General features: G+C 57.4%; 3 protein-coding genes. All 3 read left to right on the top strand.

What is annotated here, in order from left to right:
• The first annotated feature begins 190 nt into the window (after positions 1-190).
• Genes CA832_RS02445 through CA832_RS02435 form a run of 3 tightly spaced genes read left to right on the top strand, consistent with a single transcriptional unit; the run spans position 191 to position 18,177 of the window.
• Positions 191-2,443, top strand: a complete 2,253-nt coding sequence (locus CA832_RS02445; RefSeq protein ID WP_198944431.1) for a T9SS type B sorting domain-containing protein — start codon at positions 191-193, stop codon at positions 2,441-2,443.
• A gap of 8 nt (positions 2,444-2,451) precedes the next feature.
• Positions 2,452-4,545: a PorP/SprF family type IX secretion system membrane protein gene (locus CA832_RS02440; protein WP_088339965.1), complete on the top strand. Its 2,094-nt coding sequence runs from the start codon at positions 2,452-2,454 to the stop codon at positions 4,543-4,545.
• Positions 4,546-18,177, top strand: coding sequence for a T9SS type B sorting domain-containing protein (locus CA832_RS02435; RefSeq protein WP_088339964.1), 13,632 nt, complete (start codon positions 4,546-4,548; stop codon positions 18,175-18,177).
• Positions 18,178-18,180: the final 3 nt, after the last annotated feature.

Genomic DNA, 18,180 nt, shown 5'->3' with positions numbered 1-18,180 from the left:
ATATTTAATCGGCGCGACAACAATAAATTCAATATGGCCGGGCTTCAGGGCATATTTGTTTTGATATGGACGCGGACTTCCAAAGCGAATGAGCGGCAAATTTTCCCGGGTTTCCGGGGGATGTCATTCCGGGAGGTCCAAATCCAAGTAGGGCAAACAACAGATGTTAACGCTTAAAAAAGTACCCGACATGGACCAAAAATTACGCCTTGCCACAGCCCTACTGTGCGGACTGTTGTGGATCCACTCCGGATCCGCTCAGGTATTGAATGCCCCCGAGGCAGCCCCCAACCAGACACCCCCCGCGGGATCTACTCCCTGGTCTGCTGCCTGTGCTTCCGGCAGCTTCAACGACTATTGGGTGAATTTCACCTGGAGCCCGCCCCTGGTCAATGCAGACAACGAATTCATCCTGGAGCTCTCAGATGCCTCAGGGAATTTTGGCAGCCCCGTGGAACTGGCCCGGGATGGCTCCAAAAACACCAACTTCGACTTTTATTTCCAATTTACCCTGCCTTCCAACACCCGGGGAGAGGGATACCGGCTCCGCGTGCGGAGTACCAGCCCGGCACAGACCAGCCCGGCTTCCGCTGCCTACCCCATGTACTACCTGGACGTAAACAGCGGTATTACCATCCGTCCTCAAGGACAGGCCGATTTCGGGGATGGCACCGCCGAGGTGTGCGATGGAAACTCCATCACCCTGGAAGTCTACAACCTTCCTAATGCGAATACCTATCAGTATAATTGGTACCGTTCCGGCACCCTGCTGGCCGATAAAGGCCCGTCTATCTCGGTGACCCAAGGCGGGATGTACAATGCTGAAATCGATTACGGTGCCTGTTCCGGCTCCGGAAACACCCTTTCCAACCTTATAGACGTCACTACAGGGGTAAGCCTGGGGATTGCCATCAACCCCCCGGCCAAGACCGCCCTATGTGCTGGCGAAACCCTGGTTCTGGAAGCCAATATTTCAGGACAGGGCCTGACCTACACCTGGTTTAAGGACGGCAGTCCGGTAACGACCCCTACTGTGGACGATTCCGATTTTGTGGTGGATGCCTCAACGGCCGGCTTCGAAGGCGATTACCAGGTGGAAATCTTTGGCCCGGGAGCCTGTGTGGAGCAATCTGCCCCCGTAGCCATTACCAACGCCGGAAACTTTACGGTTAACCGGGACAACCCCGCTTCTGTAGTAGTATTGCCGGGAAGGACCGCCGTACTTAGCGTCAGTACTGCAGCTTCTGGTGTAACCTACCAATGGTTCCGCAATGGTACTCCGGTAAGTGGTGCCACCAACAGTACTTTAACGGTTAGCGACAGCGAAACCGGCACCTATTTTGCGAGAGTCTCCCTGACCGGCGGGGCCTGCGCCTCTACTTCTGTAGATTCCGAACCCGTTTCGGTAGTGGCCCCGGCATCCCTGGAAATGGATATTGCCTACAACGGTTCCTATTCAGACTGCTCCAATACGAGTGTGGTCCTGGAAGTAACCGGAATCCGGGCCATAGACGGCACCGGAAACGCCACCGATGTGACTTCCGACCTTATGGCGGGGATGAGCTTTCAGTGGTTCCTTGACGGTAATCCGGTGGGCGGGGCAACAGCCTCCTCCATCAGCCTCGCGGATATAGCCGAAAACGGAGACTACCATGTGGAGGCCAGCATCTCGACGTACAACGCAAACTCTAATACCCTAGGCGTTCGCCTGCGGGTGGATGAAACCCTGGCGATAAACAGCACCGACACCACAGTGTGCGGGCCGGCTGAACCTGTAACCCTCAGCACGGGAACAGACCTCAGTGGACTCACCTACGATTGGTACCGCGACGGGGTGAACCTCAACCGGGCTACTGCCAGTATTGATGTCAGCACTCCGGGGGTTTACCAGTTAGTGATCCAGCGTAATGGCTGCCCGGTGCCTTCCAATGAGGTAACCCTCTCCAGCCTGGACGAGGACCTGATTACCCTGGACCAGGGCAACGATATCCGGATCCCCGAGGGAACTTCCCGGACCGTAAATGCCTCCGGGGGAGAGACCTACCGCTGGTATGACAGTAACAATACCCAACTCAGTACGGCCTCTTCCTTCTCCTTTACAGAAGAAGGGCAGTACCTGCTGATCGCCACCATAGGCGGGTGCGAAGTGGCCCGCGCCATTACCGTAAGCTACCTGGACACCTTCCGTGTGCCCAACGTGATTTCTGTAAACGGCGATGGCATCAACGACCAGTGGATTATCCCGAACACCTATTCCGGGAAGGCAGATGTGCTGGTTACCATTTACAACGACAAAGGGGAGGAAGTTTTTAACGAAGCCAATTATCAGAATAACTGGCCCGCTTCCGCCTCGAGCTTCCCAGCTCAGAATATGGTGTTTTACTATAAAATAAGAAGTGGCGGGAAGGTCCTTAAACAAGGGACTATAACCGTGATACGCTAACCTGAACGATGAAACGCAAATTACTGTTCTTGTTGATTTTGTGCGCCCTGGTACCGCAATTGCGGGCCCAGGAAGATAACCCGTTTATCGCCTACGACGTACCCTCCCAGAACCTGTTAAAGTTCAACCGGTTCCTGATTAACCCCACCTTTTCCACGGTACGGGAGGACAAATCCTACATTAATTTGCTTCACAGAAACCAAGCGGTATCTTTTGACGATAACAACCAAATGTACTTTTTGAGCTACAGTGGCCGGATCGGTGACCGTTCCGGCCTCGGGCTCAGCCTGTACACCCAGCGGGAAGGGACGCTCAGCAACTACGGGGTCCTGGCCAACTATGCCTACGGGGTGAAACTTAGCGACAAGAGTAATTTCACCTTTGGTGCCAACCTGTCCTATTACAATAGCGGGTTTGATGAAAGCCGGGCCAACCCGGTGGAGGTAGACCCTTTCCTGAGCGGGTTCCAGGACAGCTCTTTCCTGACTTTCCAGCCCGGGTTTAACATCTCTTACGGGGCCTTCGATTTTGGCCTCTATGCCGAGAACCTTATCGATTACAACCTGAAAACCAGCGAGGCTATTACCAGCTTTAAGGACAAAACCTTTTCCGGCCACCTGCAATACACCCACCAGTTCGAGAACGAGGCGGGGATTTTTGAAGGCGGGCGCCTCATGCCCCTGGCCCGGGCGCGCAAAGTGGGGGAGGACGACTTTGTTCTGGGCGGAAACCTCATCCTGGACCTGCCTAAAATCGGATGGCTTCAAGGGGGATATGACAGTTTCTACGGGGCCTCAGCGGGGATCGGGTTTAACCTGAACCGCCGCCTTTCCATCGGGTATACCATGGAAAAAGGCCTTACTGACACCTTCGACAACTTCGGGGTGACCCACGAGATTTCCTTTGCCTACTCCTTTACCCCGAACCTTACGGAGGACCGGGTAATGCTGGAGGAGGGTTACTCGGAATCCCTGGTACAATCAGATCCGGAATCCGAGGGCGAAACCCCTACGGAGAAAGATGCCGAAATAGCCGAGCTTAAGCGCCGGCTGGCGGAGAACGACGCCATTCTGGCTGAACTTATGTTCCGTCAGGATTCCATGGAGCAGGGCCGTCAGCGCGATCTGGAGAAACGCTTCGAAATGGTGATGCGGATGGTCCGCCAGGAAACCGGCGGCAACCGCCCGGACCTGGAGGAGCAGGCGCGACAGGTATACTTCCTCAACAACCAGAAGGAAGCCCTGGCAGCGACAGACACTGCTAAAAAACCAATTGGTATAGACGCCGCGCGAGAAGTGGCCGAAGCCAAGCCAGCGCCCGCATCTCCGGTGGTTGCGGATAAGGTTGCCGTCGAAAAAACGGTTGCGGCCACCGCAGAAGAAACAGCAGTTCAAACCGCACCGGCCCATGTGGACCGCACCGAGGTTGCAGAAGTGAAACAACGCAAATTCAGGGACCTGGAAGGCGTAGCCGACGGGTATTACCTGGTGGCGAATGTGTACAAGGGCACTAAATACATGGAGGCCTTTATGGAGGACCTGGGCCAAAGCGGCATCCAGGCCGGATATATCGACAACCCGAACAACGGCATGAAATACGTGTACCTGGAGCGGTTCGATACCTGGCGAGACGCGGAAAATGCCGTCCGCAGCGGGCTCGAGGGGCAGTATGCAGGTAAAATGTGGGTGATGAACGTGGCCAACCGCTACTCCAATGAAGCCTATGCCGCCAATACGGACAAGCTCCGCGAATCCTCCAAGCGCTACGAGCGCGATGTGCTGCAGAAAAATGTGGTGGTCCGCGACAATGTTGCCCCTACTCCCGTGGAATACGGGCAGGTGGGCGATGGCGGTGCCACCAATTACTACCTCATCGTCAATGTATTCGCCAACCCCAACAACGCCAACCGGTTTGTGCGCTTCCTCAACGCACAGGGGCTGAGCGCCAGCTACTTTGTAAACCCGGAAAACAACTATCGCTACGTATATCTGAAGCGCCACGACAACTGGAACAGCGCCCTGATATCCTATTACTCCAAACTGAACAACACGTATGAAGAGAAGATGTGGATCATGCGTGTAACGCCTAACCTAATCGCATAGATGAGACCTGCCCCCCTCAGAAAATTGCTCTGGGCCTTCCTGCTGTTTGCACTCGCAGGGGGATACGCCCAGGAATACAACTCCTTTGACGTCCGCTACCAGGCCAACCTCAAGGGGGACCTTACCTTTATTGCCAACAACATCGTTAACCGCCAAACGGGCAGTCTGGACCCGGAAGATCCCTACAATGCAACGGGAAACTCCTCCACCTACAACGACTGGCTCAACATGCAGTATATCGATGTGGACTCGGACCCGACCACCTTCAGTTCGAGCTCTGCAACCTTTGCTTTCCAGGAAGCCAGTTGTAACCTGATCCGCTATGCAGGCCTGTACTGGTCTGCCACCTATCCCAGCGAACAAGCCGGGCAGGCGGTTGGGACCAACCGTCAGAGCGATTTTAACCAGGTTAAACTCCGTGTACCCGGGGGCTCCTATGTGGATATTACGGCAGACGAGGTTATTTATGACGGGTTTACCAGCTCCGAAACCTCCATGCGGCAAAACAGCCCGTATGCCTGCTATGCAGACGTTACGGCCCTGCTTACCGCCCTTCCCGATCCCTCCGGGGAATATACCGTGGCCAACATCCGTTCGGTTACCGGTTCGCTCTCTCCCGGCGGGGGTGCTGCCGGCGGATGGACCCTTGTGATTGTCTACGAAAACCCCACCCTTTCCGGAAAACTCATCACCACCTTCGACGGGTTCGCACGCGTGCGCAGCGCCAACCCGAATGTGGACATCAACTACAGCGGTTTTAACACCATCCCTGTGGGGCCCGTGCGCGCCAATATTGGCGTGGCCGCCCTGGAAGGCGACAACCGTATTACCGGGGACCGCCTGCGTATCCGCGCCGCGAGCAACGGCTCTTTTACCACCATAAGCGACCCGGCCAACCCTTCCAGCAACTTTTTCAACAGCAACATCAGCCAGGACGGCAGCATTGTCACCACCCGGAACCCCAACAGTGTGAACACCCTGGGGTATGACACCGACATGTTCCTCTTGAACAACCCGCTGAACAACGTCATCCCCAACAACGAAACAGCGGCTACCTTTCGTTTTACCTCCAATGGAGACCAGTATTACCCGTTTTTCAATTCCTTCAACGTTGAGATTATTGAACCCAACATTGTCCTGGAGAAAAAGGTGGAGGATATTGCCGGGAATGACATCACCGGGGCAGGGGTAAACCTGGGCCAGTTGCTGGACTATGTCCTGTCTTTCCAGAACATCGGGAATGACGACGGAACGGCCTACACCATCCGGGACGTACTTCCCCTGAATGTGACCCTGGACGAGCTCAACCTGGACCTCCCAACGGGAGTAACCTATACCTACGATTCGGCAACCCGGGAAGTGGTTTTCAACATCCCGGACAACCTCATTGAAGAGGGGGACCCGGTATACGAAATCCGGATGCGGGTACAGGTTGCGGAAAACTGTTTCGACTTTATCGATGCCTGTACCGACCTGATCCAGAACCTGGCCTACTCCACGTACCAGGGGGTAATCAACAACAACCAGATTACAGACGACCCCAGTGTTTCGGATTTTGATACCTGCGGTTTTGTGACCCCGGGTGCCACCAACTTCCTGCTGGACGACCTGGAAAACTGTGACTTTTACCGCACTGTGCAGCTCTGTGGAAACGATGTGGTCCTGGATGCCGGGGACAATTTCGACAGCTATATCTGGTACCTGGACAACAACGGGGACGGGCTTATCGATGCCGGCGACACGGTGATTACCGACGGGGACCCGGACAACGACCCCAGCACGCTGCTGGTTACCGAAACCGGGCAGTACATCGTAGACAAAATCGTGGCCGACCCCTGTAAAGGGTTCGAGGAAATCATCGAGGTGGTCCTGCCGGGCCAGACCCAGGTGAACCCCATCATTACTTTAATCAACGACCCGAGCAACACCGTAGACGGGGAAGTGGTTACCTGCCCCAACGACGGGGATCTGCTGCCCAAGGTGTTCCTTTGCGGGCTCAACGATACCGAGCTCATCGAGATCAATATCCCGGATGCCACCAGCATTGTCTGGGAGCGCCTGGACGAGGGCAGCTGTTCCGACGCCGGAGACGACTGTGCCAATAAAAATTCCGCCTGTACCTGGAACCAGGTAGACACAGGCAATGACTTCCTGGCCGCCGATGCGGGGGAATACCGGGTGGTGATCAACTACCAGAATGGTTGTTTTACCCGCTTCTATTTCAACATTTTTAAGAACCCGCTCAACCCCCAGTACACCTCCCGCGACATTATCTGTGCCTCCCCCGGGAATATCACGGTAACCAACATGCCGGCAGACTACGAATACCAGCTGCTGGATGCCGTATCAGGGAACGTATTGGTGCCCTACAGCGCCGGGAACGGGCCCAGCTTCGACATCGCCAGCAACGGGGCTTACACCGTGGCTATGCGCCAGGTGGGCGTGGTAGACGGATGCGAGTTTTTTGTTAGCGATATCGGGATCCTGACCCGCGATTTCCAGGTGGATGTGACTCCTCAGGATGTGGATTGCAACGGCCTGGGCGCTATCGCGATTTCCGTTCTGGACGTGGAGCCGCAATACTATTACGAAATCTCCCAGGGCGGGACCGTGGTGGACACCTTCGGCCCCAGCATGGACAACAATTACACCTTCGACAACCTCAATGCGGGCACCTACGATGTTCGCGTGACTACCGACGACGGGTGTCTGCACACCGAACAGGTGATAATCCTGGACCAGTCCGACCTGGAACTCGAAGCGCGCATATCCCAGCACATTACCTGCCGGGAAGGAAACATCCAGATGTCTTCGACCGGGGGGCAAACCCCGCACACCTATGCCATTTGGGAATATACAGACGAAGGTGGGGTCACCCAGATCTCATACCCGGACCCCGCGTCCATCCCATCCTCCGAATTCCAGACCAGCCAGATCTTCGACATCCTCGACCCGGGAACCTACCTCTTTGTGGTGGTGGACCGCAATAACTGTTTTGCCATTTCCAACCCCGTGGAAATCGAATTCAGGCCTTCGGCCGAGTTTGACCCCACCACGGTTCTGGATGCACTCTGTTTCGGGGATGCCTCCGGAAGCATCCAATTCAACCTGCTGGACGACAATGGGTACCAGCTCACCTATTACCTTTTTAACGGCGCAGGGTTTGACGAAAACAACTACGACTATGCCAATGCGTTGGCTACCAATACCTCCGGGAACTTCCCGGGGCTGCCTGCGGGGGATTATGCCATTGTCATCAACCAGCGCAAGGGAAGCGCTTCCTGTGACTACTTCGAATACCAGACGATTTCCGGGCCCGCAGCGGGCCTTGCGGCAGATGCCGCCCTCACCCAGGCATACACCTGTCTGCAGGATGGAATAATCCAGGCCCAGAATGTAGCCGGCGGAACAGCCCCTTACGAATACAGCATTGATGGGCTTGCCTTCGGGGCCTCCGACACCTTCACCGGGCTAACGGCCGGGAACTATACCATTACCGTGCGCGATGCCAACGGGTGTACAGTGCAAACTGCGCCCATCGCCATCGACCCGCTCAACCTGCCGGATGACCTCAGCTTCACAACTACGGCCCTGACGTGCCCGGCCCAAACTACAGATGTCACCGCCACTGTGTCCAATGGCACTGCGCCGTTTACCATAGAAATCATCGCGCCTGCCCCCATTGCCGCAGACGCGACGGCCGGGAACAGCGCCACCTTTAACGGCCTGGCACCCGACACCTACACCTTCCGCGTCACCGACGCCAATGGGTGTACCTACCAGGAAAACCTGACCATCAACCCCATTACCCCCATTACGGTTAGCGGGCAGCAAATAAGCCCGGTAACCTGTTTCGGGGATGCCGACGGGGAGGCCCTTTTCAGTATTTCCGGGTTTGCCACCTCCTACGATTATAACATTACCGGACCGGCAGGGTTCTCCGGGACCGGGGAAACCAATGCTTCCATCTCCCTGACCGGCCTCGCTGCCGGCACTTATGATATTACGGTTACCGATACGGATACCAATTGCAGCGACTCCGCCTCTGTAACCATAGAAGAACCCCTGGCTGCCATGACACTGGCGGTTACAACCACCCAGCCTACCTGTCTGGCCCCCGGTACCATCGTGTTGTCTGCCGCTGACGGATGGGGCGGGTATTCCTATACCCTGACTTACCCGGACGCCACCGCGGTGACCAATGGCAGCGGGACCTTTACCGGCCTTGTGCTCCCAGGGGACTACACCGCCACAGTAACCGATGCCAACGGTTGTGTAGCCACCTCAGTGGTTACCCTGGTTGCAGCGGTTCCCCCGGTGCTGGACCTGACCGCCAACGACATTTGCTACGACGATGCCACAGGGCTCATCCTGACCGCAACGGTTACTTCCGGGGGCGACGGGAACTTCCTCTACCGCATCAACAACGGAGCATACGGGCCTTCCAACGTATTTTCCGGCCTGGGCCCGGGAACCTATACCGTGGATGTGATTGACGGCAACGACTGTACGGACACGGCCACCATCACGGTAGACCCGGAGCTGACCCTTTCTGCCACCGCAGACCCCATTACAGCGTGCGCCACCGACACCGATGTCGTGATTACCGCAGCCGGAGGGGATGGTAGTTTTGTTTACGCCGTGGTAGCTGACGGGGTAGCTCCTGTCCCTGCCGATTTCGGGGCTTCCAATACCATTACCGTTACCGGACCCGGCGATTACGATGTATATGTGCGCGACAACAACGGCGCGGCCGGCTATTGCGAGGCGGCCCTGGACCTGACCATTGCCCAGGACCCACCTCTCACCCTTGTGCCTACTGTTACCGACGTGCTTTGCTTTGGAGACAGCTCTGGTGCTATTTCCATAGCAGCGGGCGGCGGCAATGCCCCCTATCTTTACAGCATCAACGACGGGGCGACCTACCAAACAACCCCCAACTTTGTGAACCTGCCGGCCGGCACGTACAACCTCCGGATCCAGGATGCGGAAGGGTGTGAAGCCACCGATGTGGTAACCATTAACGAGCCTGCGGCCCTGGTGGCCGAAGCGGCCATTACCCAGGCCTTCACCTGCCTGCAGCTGGGCGAGATCACTGTAGGAGGCGTAACCCCCACCAGTGGCGGATCCGGCTCTTACCAGTACAGCCTCAGCGGCGGTGCCTGGAGCGCCCCTACAGCCGGGGGAATCGTGTACTCCGGTCTTACCGATGGGACTTATACCATCCGGGTGCGGGATGCCAATGCGGTAGGCTGTGTCCTTACCCTGCCTGCATTGATCCTCGACCCCCTTCCTGCAGAACCGGTCCTGAGCACAAGTGTAGCCTATAATTGCGATGGTACGGGCGATATTACCGTCCTTCCGGCAGACCCGTCCTACACCTATTCCCTGGACGGCGGCGCCTTCCAGGCCTCCAATGCCTTCACAGGGGTTGCCCCGGGCAACCACCTGGTTACCGTAAACTACGGGAGCGATTGTACCACGAATATTGCCGTAAACGTAGCGACAGGTCTGGCCTTCGGTGCCTCCCTGACAAGTCAGAGCAACCTGCTTTGCAACGCAGACAGTTCCGGGGAACTGGTTTTTGAAGTCGAAAATTTCGACAATGTGAACGGGTTCGAATACCAGGTGAACGGCGGTGGCTTCTCGACCCCCCAGACCAGCAGCCCCATCACCCTCAGCGGCCTGGCAGCCGGCCCGTATACCATTGAGGTGCGCGATGTGCTGGACCCCAGCTGTGCCATTACCCTGAATGCAACCCTTACCGAACCTGCGGCCCTGGTCGCTTCGGCAACCATAACGGATGAAATCAGTTGTACCAATGCCGGTGCAACCATTACGGCATCTGCGGTTGGCGGCACCGCTGCTTACCAGTACCAGCTGGAGGACAACCTGGGCGGGGTCATTACCGCCTACCAGGGCAGTGCGGTCTTTACCGCTGTTCCGGCAGGGGACTACATCGTGCGGGTACGCGACGCCAACGGGTGCGACGACCCCATTGATGTGGCCATTACCATTGCACCGCCCCAGACCCTGACCTTTACCGCCCAGCCTACGGCCTGTTACAGCGGGAACAACGACGGGGAAATCCTGGTTACCGTTACCGACGGAAACGGGGGCTACCTGTTCAACATCGATGGCGGACCCTGGCTTACCCCAAGCCCGGTTACCGCTACCACCTACACCTTTGGCAACCTCAGTGCCGGAACCTACGACATCAATGTACGTGATGCCTATGGGTGTGTGGGCACGCCCATTACCGTAACCATAAACCCGCAACTCCTGGCCAGCGCGGTGCTGACAGCCGATCTGACCTGTCTGGCCCCGGCCACCATAGACGTCAATGCGTCCGGAGCCTCCGGCACCTACTCCTATGAGTGGTCCGACGATGCCGGAACCACCTGGAATACGACCGGATTTGCCGGAAATACCTTCAGCACGAATACCGACGGCACCTATGTGTTCCGGGTCACCGACACCACAGCCCCCACGGCATGTGTGGTAACCACCGGCCCGGTTGTGGTTTCCCCCACCGAAACCCCTGTGATAACCTCCGTTACCCCTACAGACATCCTCTGTAACGGCGACCTGACCGGAATGCTGGACGTGGTCATCGACACCTCAGTAGGCTTCGGGCCCTATGTGGTGAACGTTGTGGAAACCTCCGGCCCCACCAACTACGGGACCCAGACCACCGGCCTTCCGGCTGGGAATTACGAGGTGACCGTTACCGACGCCAAGGGTTGTGTGTCTGCACCCTTCCCGGTAACCATCAGCCAACCGGACCCCATCAACTATACCATTAACCTGACCCCCATTACCTGTAACCCGGTATCCGGGACAGACCCGGGATCCATCTCCGTGGAAAACCTGACCGGGGGCACAGCGGAATACACCTACTACCTGACTGGGAACAACGGGTATTCAGCTTCCTATACCACCACAGCCGGGGGCGAAGACCATACCTTCAGCATCCTGGAATTCGGGATCTACGAGGTGGATGTAGTGGATGCCAACGGGTGTTCCCTGCTGACCACCAACATCATCGCCTCCCCGCCGGACGACCTCGATATTGACGTAAGCACCGCCACGGTAGATTGTGCCGTTGGAGGAACCGCCATTGTAACGGTATCTTCCGTAGTGGGCTCCGGAAACTATGAGTTCGCCATCCTGGACAGCTACACCGTGCCGTATTCCGGCAGCTACCAGGGGCCGGATATCCTGGGCGGAGACACTGCGACTTTTACCGGGCTTACCGCCGGGATCACCTATACGTTTGTGGTACACGACCTGACCACCAACTGTTACTATTTCGAGACGGCTGCTGCGCCCATTAACAGCCCGTCCAACATGACCGTGAGCTCCATGCTCCCCAGGAACATCACCTGTACCGGGGCAGCCGATGGCAGCATCACCTTCGACATCGACAATTTCGATGCCGGGGCCACAGCTGTGGACTACCAGGTATTCAACTTCCAGTCTAATGCTCCGGTAGCCCCCGTGGTTTCCGGAACCATCCCGGTAAACCCCCCGGCAGGGCCTGTTACCCTGACCAACCTGGGTCCGCTGGACCAGGGGGTATACTATGTCCTGCTCACCGAGGTAGGCGGGGCCTTTAACGGGTGTTCTATTGCCACCCCGGACTTTACCATAACTCAGTCTACCAACCTGCTCCAGGTTACAGCGGATTCTCCCCAGAATGACAACTGTAACCCCAATGCGGGCATTATTACGGCCACGGCCCAGTTCGGGACCCCGCCCTATACCTTTCAGTACCTGCCCGATACCGCCCCGGCCCCTGTTGCTTCAGACCTGGGATGGATCAGCAATACCACTGCCAACGTGGAAGCCGGAGACTACATCGTATACGTAAAGGACGCCAACGACTGTATCCAGTCCGACCCCGTTACCGTGGGGCTCGACCCCCGTCCTGAAATTGCGCTTTCCGTGGTGGATGAGTGTGTGGCCGAAGGCACCTTTGAGGTCCTGGTCACCCTAACCTCTGCAGGTATGCCTCCATACCAGATAAGCGTGAACGGAGGGGCCTGGCAACCCGTTACATTCAACGGGCTCAACCAGTACACCGTTACCGGACTGAGTTCCGGAGCGGGGCAGTCCATCGCCGTACGCGGCGTACATGGCTGTGCCGATACCGACCCCTTCAGCATAGAGCCGCCCCTGCAGTTCAATGCCGGCCTGACCACCCTGTTGGATTGTGAACCCGCGCCCAACAACAACGCGGAAATCACCATTGACGTAACTTCCGGATCCGGAAGCTATGACTACGAGGTTTCCGGCCCCGTTAACCAGGCGCGTGGCGCCCTGCCTTCCAACCCCTACATCTGGGACCAGGCCAGCGCCCCGGGCACCTACACCATAACCATTTACGACACCAGCACCTCGGTCCCCAACTGTTTGGGCACCATAGATGTGGAAGTGCCCCCGGCCGTGTTGCCCCAGTTTACCGAAGCACACACTGACGTGACCTGTAACGGGGACTCCGACGGGACCATCCAGCTGTTCCAGACCGATACCGGCATCAACCCGCTGACCTATAGCATCAGCCCTGTGGCGGGGACCTTCAATGCTGCGACAGACACCTTCGAAAACCTGCCGGCAGGCACCTACGACATCACCGCTACCGGGACCAATGGGTGTACCGCAGTTATTACCGGGATCGTCATTGCCGAACCCAACCCGATTGCTGTACCAGCCCCTGCCGTTACCCCATTTGCCTGCCCCACCGGCAACAACCCCAGCCTGGCGACCATCACCGTCAACGCAGCGGGCATAACCGGCGGAAGCGGCGTATACACGGTGTACGAATTCATCAACGACCAGGGAACCCCCTCCACAGCCGATGACCTTGTGGTCCAGAGCGGGAACAACCCCCTGTACACCGAAACCACCACGGCCGGTGGCAGCTACATCATCAATGTCTATGACAGCAATGGCTGTGTTGGCAGCACAACAGCCATAATCCCGGCCTATGACGAGCTGCTTACCCTTACCGCGGCTATTACCAACCCCTTGAGCTGCGTACCGGGTGCAGACGGTGAAATTACCCTCACCGCCACATCCACTACCGGCAATACGGCCCTGTTCGAATACAGCATCGACAACGGCGCCACCTGGCAGCCCTCCAATGTGTTCGGCGGCCTTAGTGCAGGGACCTATTCCTTCCTGGTCCGCCATACCGGCACCGGGTGTGAACTCAGCGTGGTAGAATCCCTCACAGACCCCAACACCTTCGATATTGCCGTGGATATCCTCCAGGACGTAACCTGTTTCGGCACCCAGTCCGGCCAGGTAACCCTGGAGCTGGTAGACGCCACTTACGCAGGTGGGTTCGACTGGACCATTTACGACACCAACGGGACCCCTGCCAACACTGCAGACGACGTGGTGGTGGTTAGTGGCAACAGCCCCACCAACGGGCCAACGGCTGCCATCCCGCTCTTTGCAGGGGAATACCTGGTGGAAATGACCCAGACGGGTGCGCCCCAGTGTGCCCAGACCGAGCTGTTCAATATTGCCGGGCCTCCCGCTGCCCTTAGCGCCAGCGTGGAAGTGAACCCGATTACCTGCGCCGGCATGGATGGCAGCATCGAAATCTATAACGTCCAGGGCGGATGGGGCGGCTATGCCTACTATGTGGGTACCTCCGCGCCTTCCGGTCCTGGCGACTTTACCGGTTCGCCCCTCTTCGCAAACCTGGGGGCGGGCACCTATGAGGCATGGATTATCGATGCCCAGGGATGCCAGGAAATGATCCTGAACAATATCGTTCTGGCCGACCCAGCCCCGATTACCGCAACCCTCCAGATCAACCAGGAAAACTGTACCAACCTGGAAGGCGAAATCGAAGTGGTGGGTGTTAGCGGCGGCCAGGGCAGCAACTATACGTACCAGCTCATCCTCAACGGCAGCAATTATGGGGCTTCCCAAAGCGGCCCCGTTTTCAGCAACCTCGGAGGCGGCTCCTACGAAGTCCGGATTACCGACCAATGGGGCTGTAGCGTTGTGGTAGGCCCGGAAGTTCTCTATGATGAAATGACCCTGGTGGGTACGGTAGACAAGCCCCTGGATTGTACCGTTACCCCGGATGGTGAAATCACCATTACCACCACTGGCGGCTCCGGGAATTTCGATTATACCGTAACCTTCCCGGATGGGACCACCACCGCCAGCAATAATACCGGCGTCTTTACCGGACTGAGCCAGGCCGGGACCTACACCTTTGTGGTGAGCGACCTGGATACCACTCCGAACTGTACCGAGACCCTGGCGGTTGCCCTGGCGGCCCCCACCCCGGTAACGCTCAACCCGTCTACAGTAACCGATGTAAGCTGTAACGGCGGCAGCGACGGCAGCATCCGCGTTAACCTGCAGGCCTCGGCTCCGGGCGTCAATGACAACCCGCCCTACACTTATATCCTGTACCAGGGAGGCGTACCTATCGCCGGGCCGCAATCCAGCCCGCTCTTCGACGGACTCTCTGCAGGAAACTATGTAGTGGAAGCCATTTCTGCCCTGTCCTGTACGGCTACCGAAAACGTTACCATTACAGAGCCCACCCTGCTGACCCTTACGGCTGCAGCAACGGCCTTTGCCTGTGCGCCAGACAATACAGTAAGCACCTCCCTGATAACCGCCACGGTACCTGTGGGGGCAGGAACAGCGCCTTACCTGTACAGCCTGGACGGGTCCAACTACCAGACGGCCAACACCTTTAATGTGGCCGATACCGGTATGACCCAGAACCTCACCGTCTATGTACGCGACGCCAACGGTTGTGTGGCAACAGCCCCTGTGACCCTGGAACCGATCAATGCCTTTACGGCTGCGGTAAGCCAGAATGCCGCCATTACCTGCCTGAACCCCGAAGAGGTTCTGGTAACAGTAACTGACGACGGCAACCCGGCCAATAGCTATACCTTCGAACTCCTGCCTGTGGGTAACCCGGACGGGGCCTTAGTGGCCACCCCCACGAACACCACAGCGGTTTTTGAACTCACCGTGCCCGGCAGCTATGTCTTCCGGATCACAGACAATGCCACAGGTTGCTACACCACCACCCTGCCGTACGATGTAGCTCCCTACGACCTGATTCAGGCGGTGGCGAGCCCGGTTAGCCCGGTTACCTGCTTTGGCGGGGCCGATGGCGCCCTCTCAATTAACATCAGCGGGTACACCGGCACCTACGATTACGAAGTATTCCAGGCCTCCGGGGTTACTACCGGAATCACCGGAAGCGCTTCCACAGCCACTAACCCCATAACGGTTAACGGACTGAGCGGCGGCAACTACTTTGTCCGGATTACCGAAACCGCGACCCCGTTCTGTGCCGAAGACAGCAACACCATTACCATCGTATCCCCGGATATGCCGCTGACGGCAGTTGTGGCCCAGATGGCCGATGTAACCTGTTCCAACGACCAGGGAGAAATCCAGATTACCCCTGCCGGCGGATTCGGCCCGTACGATATCGTACTGACCAACACCACCACAGGCCAGGCCTACACAGCCACCAATGTGGGGGCGTACCTTTTCACCGGCCTGGCCGAGGGCGCCTATACTGTTGTGGTGACCGATGCGGCAGGTTGTGTGCTGAACGATGCCATCAACCTGGTCCAACCGGTTCCGGTTAGCGCGGATATTACCGCAGCGCCTGCCGTGCTGGCCTGCTACGGAGACACCAACGGGGTGGTTACGGCCATCAGCGTTGCCGGCGGGTCCGGAAACTACCAGTACCAGCTCAATTACTACGATGCCAGCGGAACCGTGATCGAATTCACCTCAGGTGCCCAAAGCAGCCCTGTATTTACAGGCCTTGGCTCCGGCATCTACAGCATTACCGTTACGGACGGCTGGAGCTGCGATGTGGAAACCGTTCAGGTAACCATCAGCGAACCCTCGGAAGTGGAGAGCAACCTGGTACAGACTGCCATGCTTACCTGTACCACCAATGCCGAAATGATCCTGACCGCAAGCGGCGGAACGGCACCCTATGAATTCTCCGCTGACGGTCTCAGCTATACCCCCATGTCCGGTGGCGATACCCATACCTTCAGCGTAACCGATGGCGTCTATCAGTACTATGTGCGGGATGCCCAGGGATGTGAGGCCAACCTCTCGAACCAGGTCAGCATTGAAGCAGTACCCCCGCTTACCATCGACATAGACGACAGTGCGGCAATCATCAATTGTACCGGCGAGATGACCGCTTCCCTTGTGGCCACGGCTACAGGAGGGCTCGGAAACTACCAGTATGAACTCTTCGGGGATGCAGCCCTGTCCAACCTCCTTGCCGGGCCCCAGGCCGGTGGCACCTTCGCCTCCCTGGGCGTGGGCAGCTACTGGATCCGCGTAACCAGCCAGGACTGTGAGGCCGTGACTTCCGAGATCATCATCACCGAACCGGTGCCCTTGCAGATCGACCGGGAGGAATTCACCGATGTAACCTGTGCGGGCGAAGACGACGGAACCATTACCGTTGAGGTTTCAGGGGGAACGGGCAACATCCTGTACGCCATTAGCCCGAACCTCGACCAGTTCGACGACGAAAACGTCTTCACCGAGTTGGCGGCCGGGGTATACGATGTCATTGCCCAGGACGAAAACGGGTGTTTCATCACCTTCCAGTTCACCATCTCGGAGCCCATGCCGCTCCAGGTAGATTACGTCTCCACCCCGGAAGTTTGCGCCGGTAGCGCAGACGGGGCCATAGACATTACCATCAGCGGCGGCACCGCGCCTTACCGCACGGCTTTCAACTCCAACCAGGATGCCGATTTCGTACCCGGACAGACCAGCTTCCCGGACCTGGCAGCCGGAACCTACGTGATCTTCATCCGGGATGCCCAGGATTGCGAAACCAATGTTATTGTAGAAGTGATGCCCGGGGTTAACCTCAACGCTGTGGTAACGCCTGTCTACGAGTGTACCGACACCCTTCCGGACAATTACCTGGAGGTGGTCCTGGAAGACCCGTCTGTAAGCGACCAGGTCATGTACGCCCTGGATTCCACCGATCCGTCGGCCATGCAGCTGGATGCGGACTTCAGCAATCTGGCCCCCGGACCGCACTTCCTGGCCATTTCCCACGCCAACGGATGTGTGCAGACCATCGACTTTGAGATCGATAGCTTCGAGCCCCTTACCCTGGTGCTGGAGCAGCGGAACATCAACGAGATCACGGCCATTGCCGAAGGCGGTTCCCCGGAATACACCTTCCTGTTCAACGGGGACGACAACGGCTCGGACAACACCTACTATATCACCGAAACCGGAACGTATACCGTCCAGGTGGTAGACCAGCTTGGGTGTGTGGCCGAGGCGCAGATCTTCATGGAGTTCATAGACATCGAATTCCCGAACTATTTCACCCCGGACGGCGATGGAAACAACGACTTATGGATGCCAGACAACACGGAAGGCTTCCCGGAAATACTAATCAAAATTTACGATCGTTATGGTAGAGTAGTCGACGAGCTTTCATACGGCTCCCAGGGATGGGACGGTATGTACGACGGCAGGGAACTGCCTACCGGAGACTACTGGTATGTAGTGAAACTCAACGGGGAACGCGACCAGCGCGAATTCGTAGGACATTTCACCCTCTACCGCTAACCG

The sequence above is a fragment of the Robiginitalea sediminis genome (genome assembly GCF_002198115.1).
Taxonomy (GTDB): Bacteria; Bacteroidota; Bacteroidia; order Flavobacteriales; family Flavobacteriaceae; genus Robiginitalea; species Robiginitalea sediminis.
The sequence above is the reverse complement of the archived record's forward strand: the minus strand, read 5'-3'. Positions and strand labels throughout refer to the sequence as shown.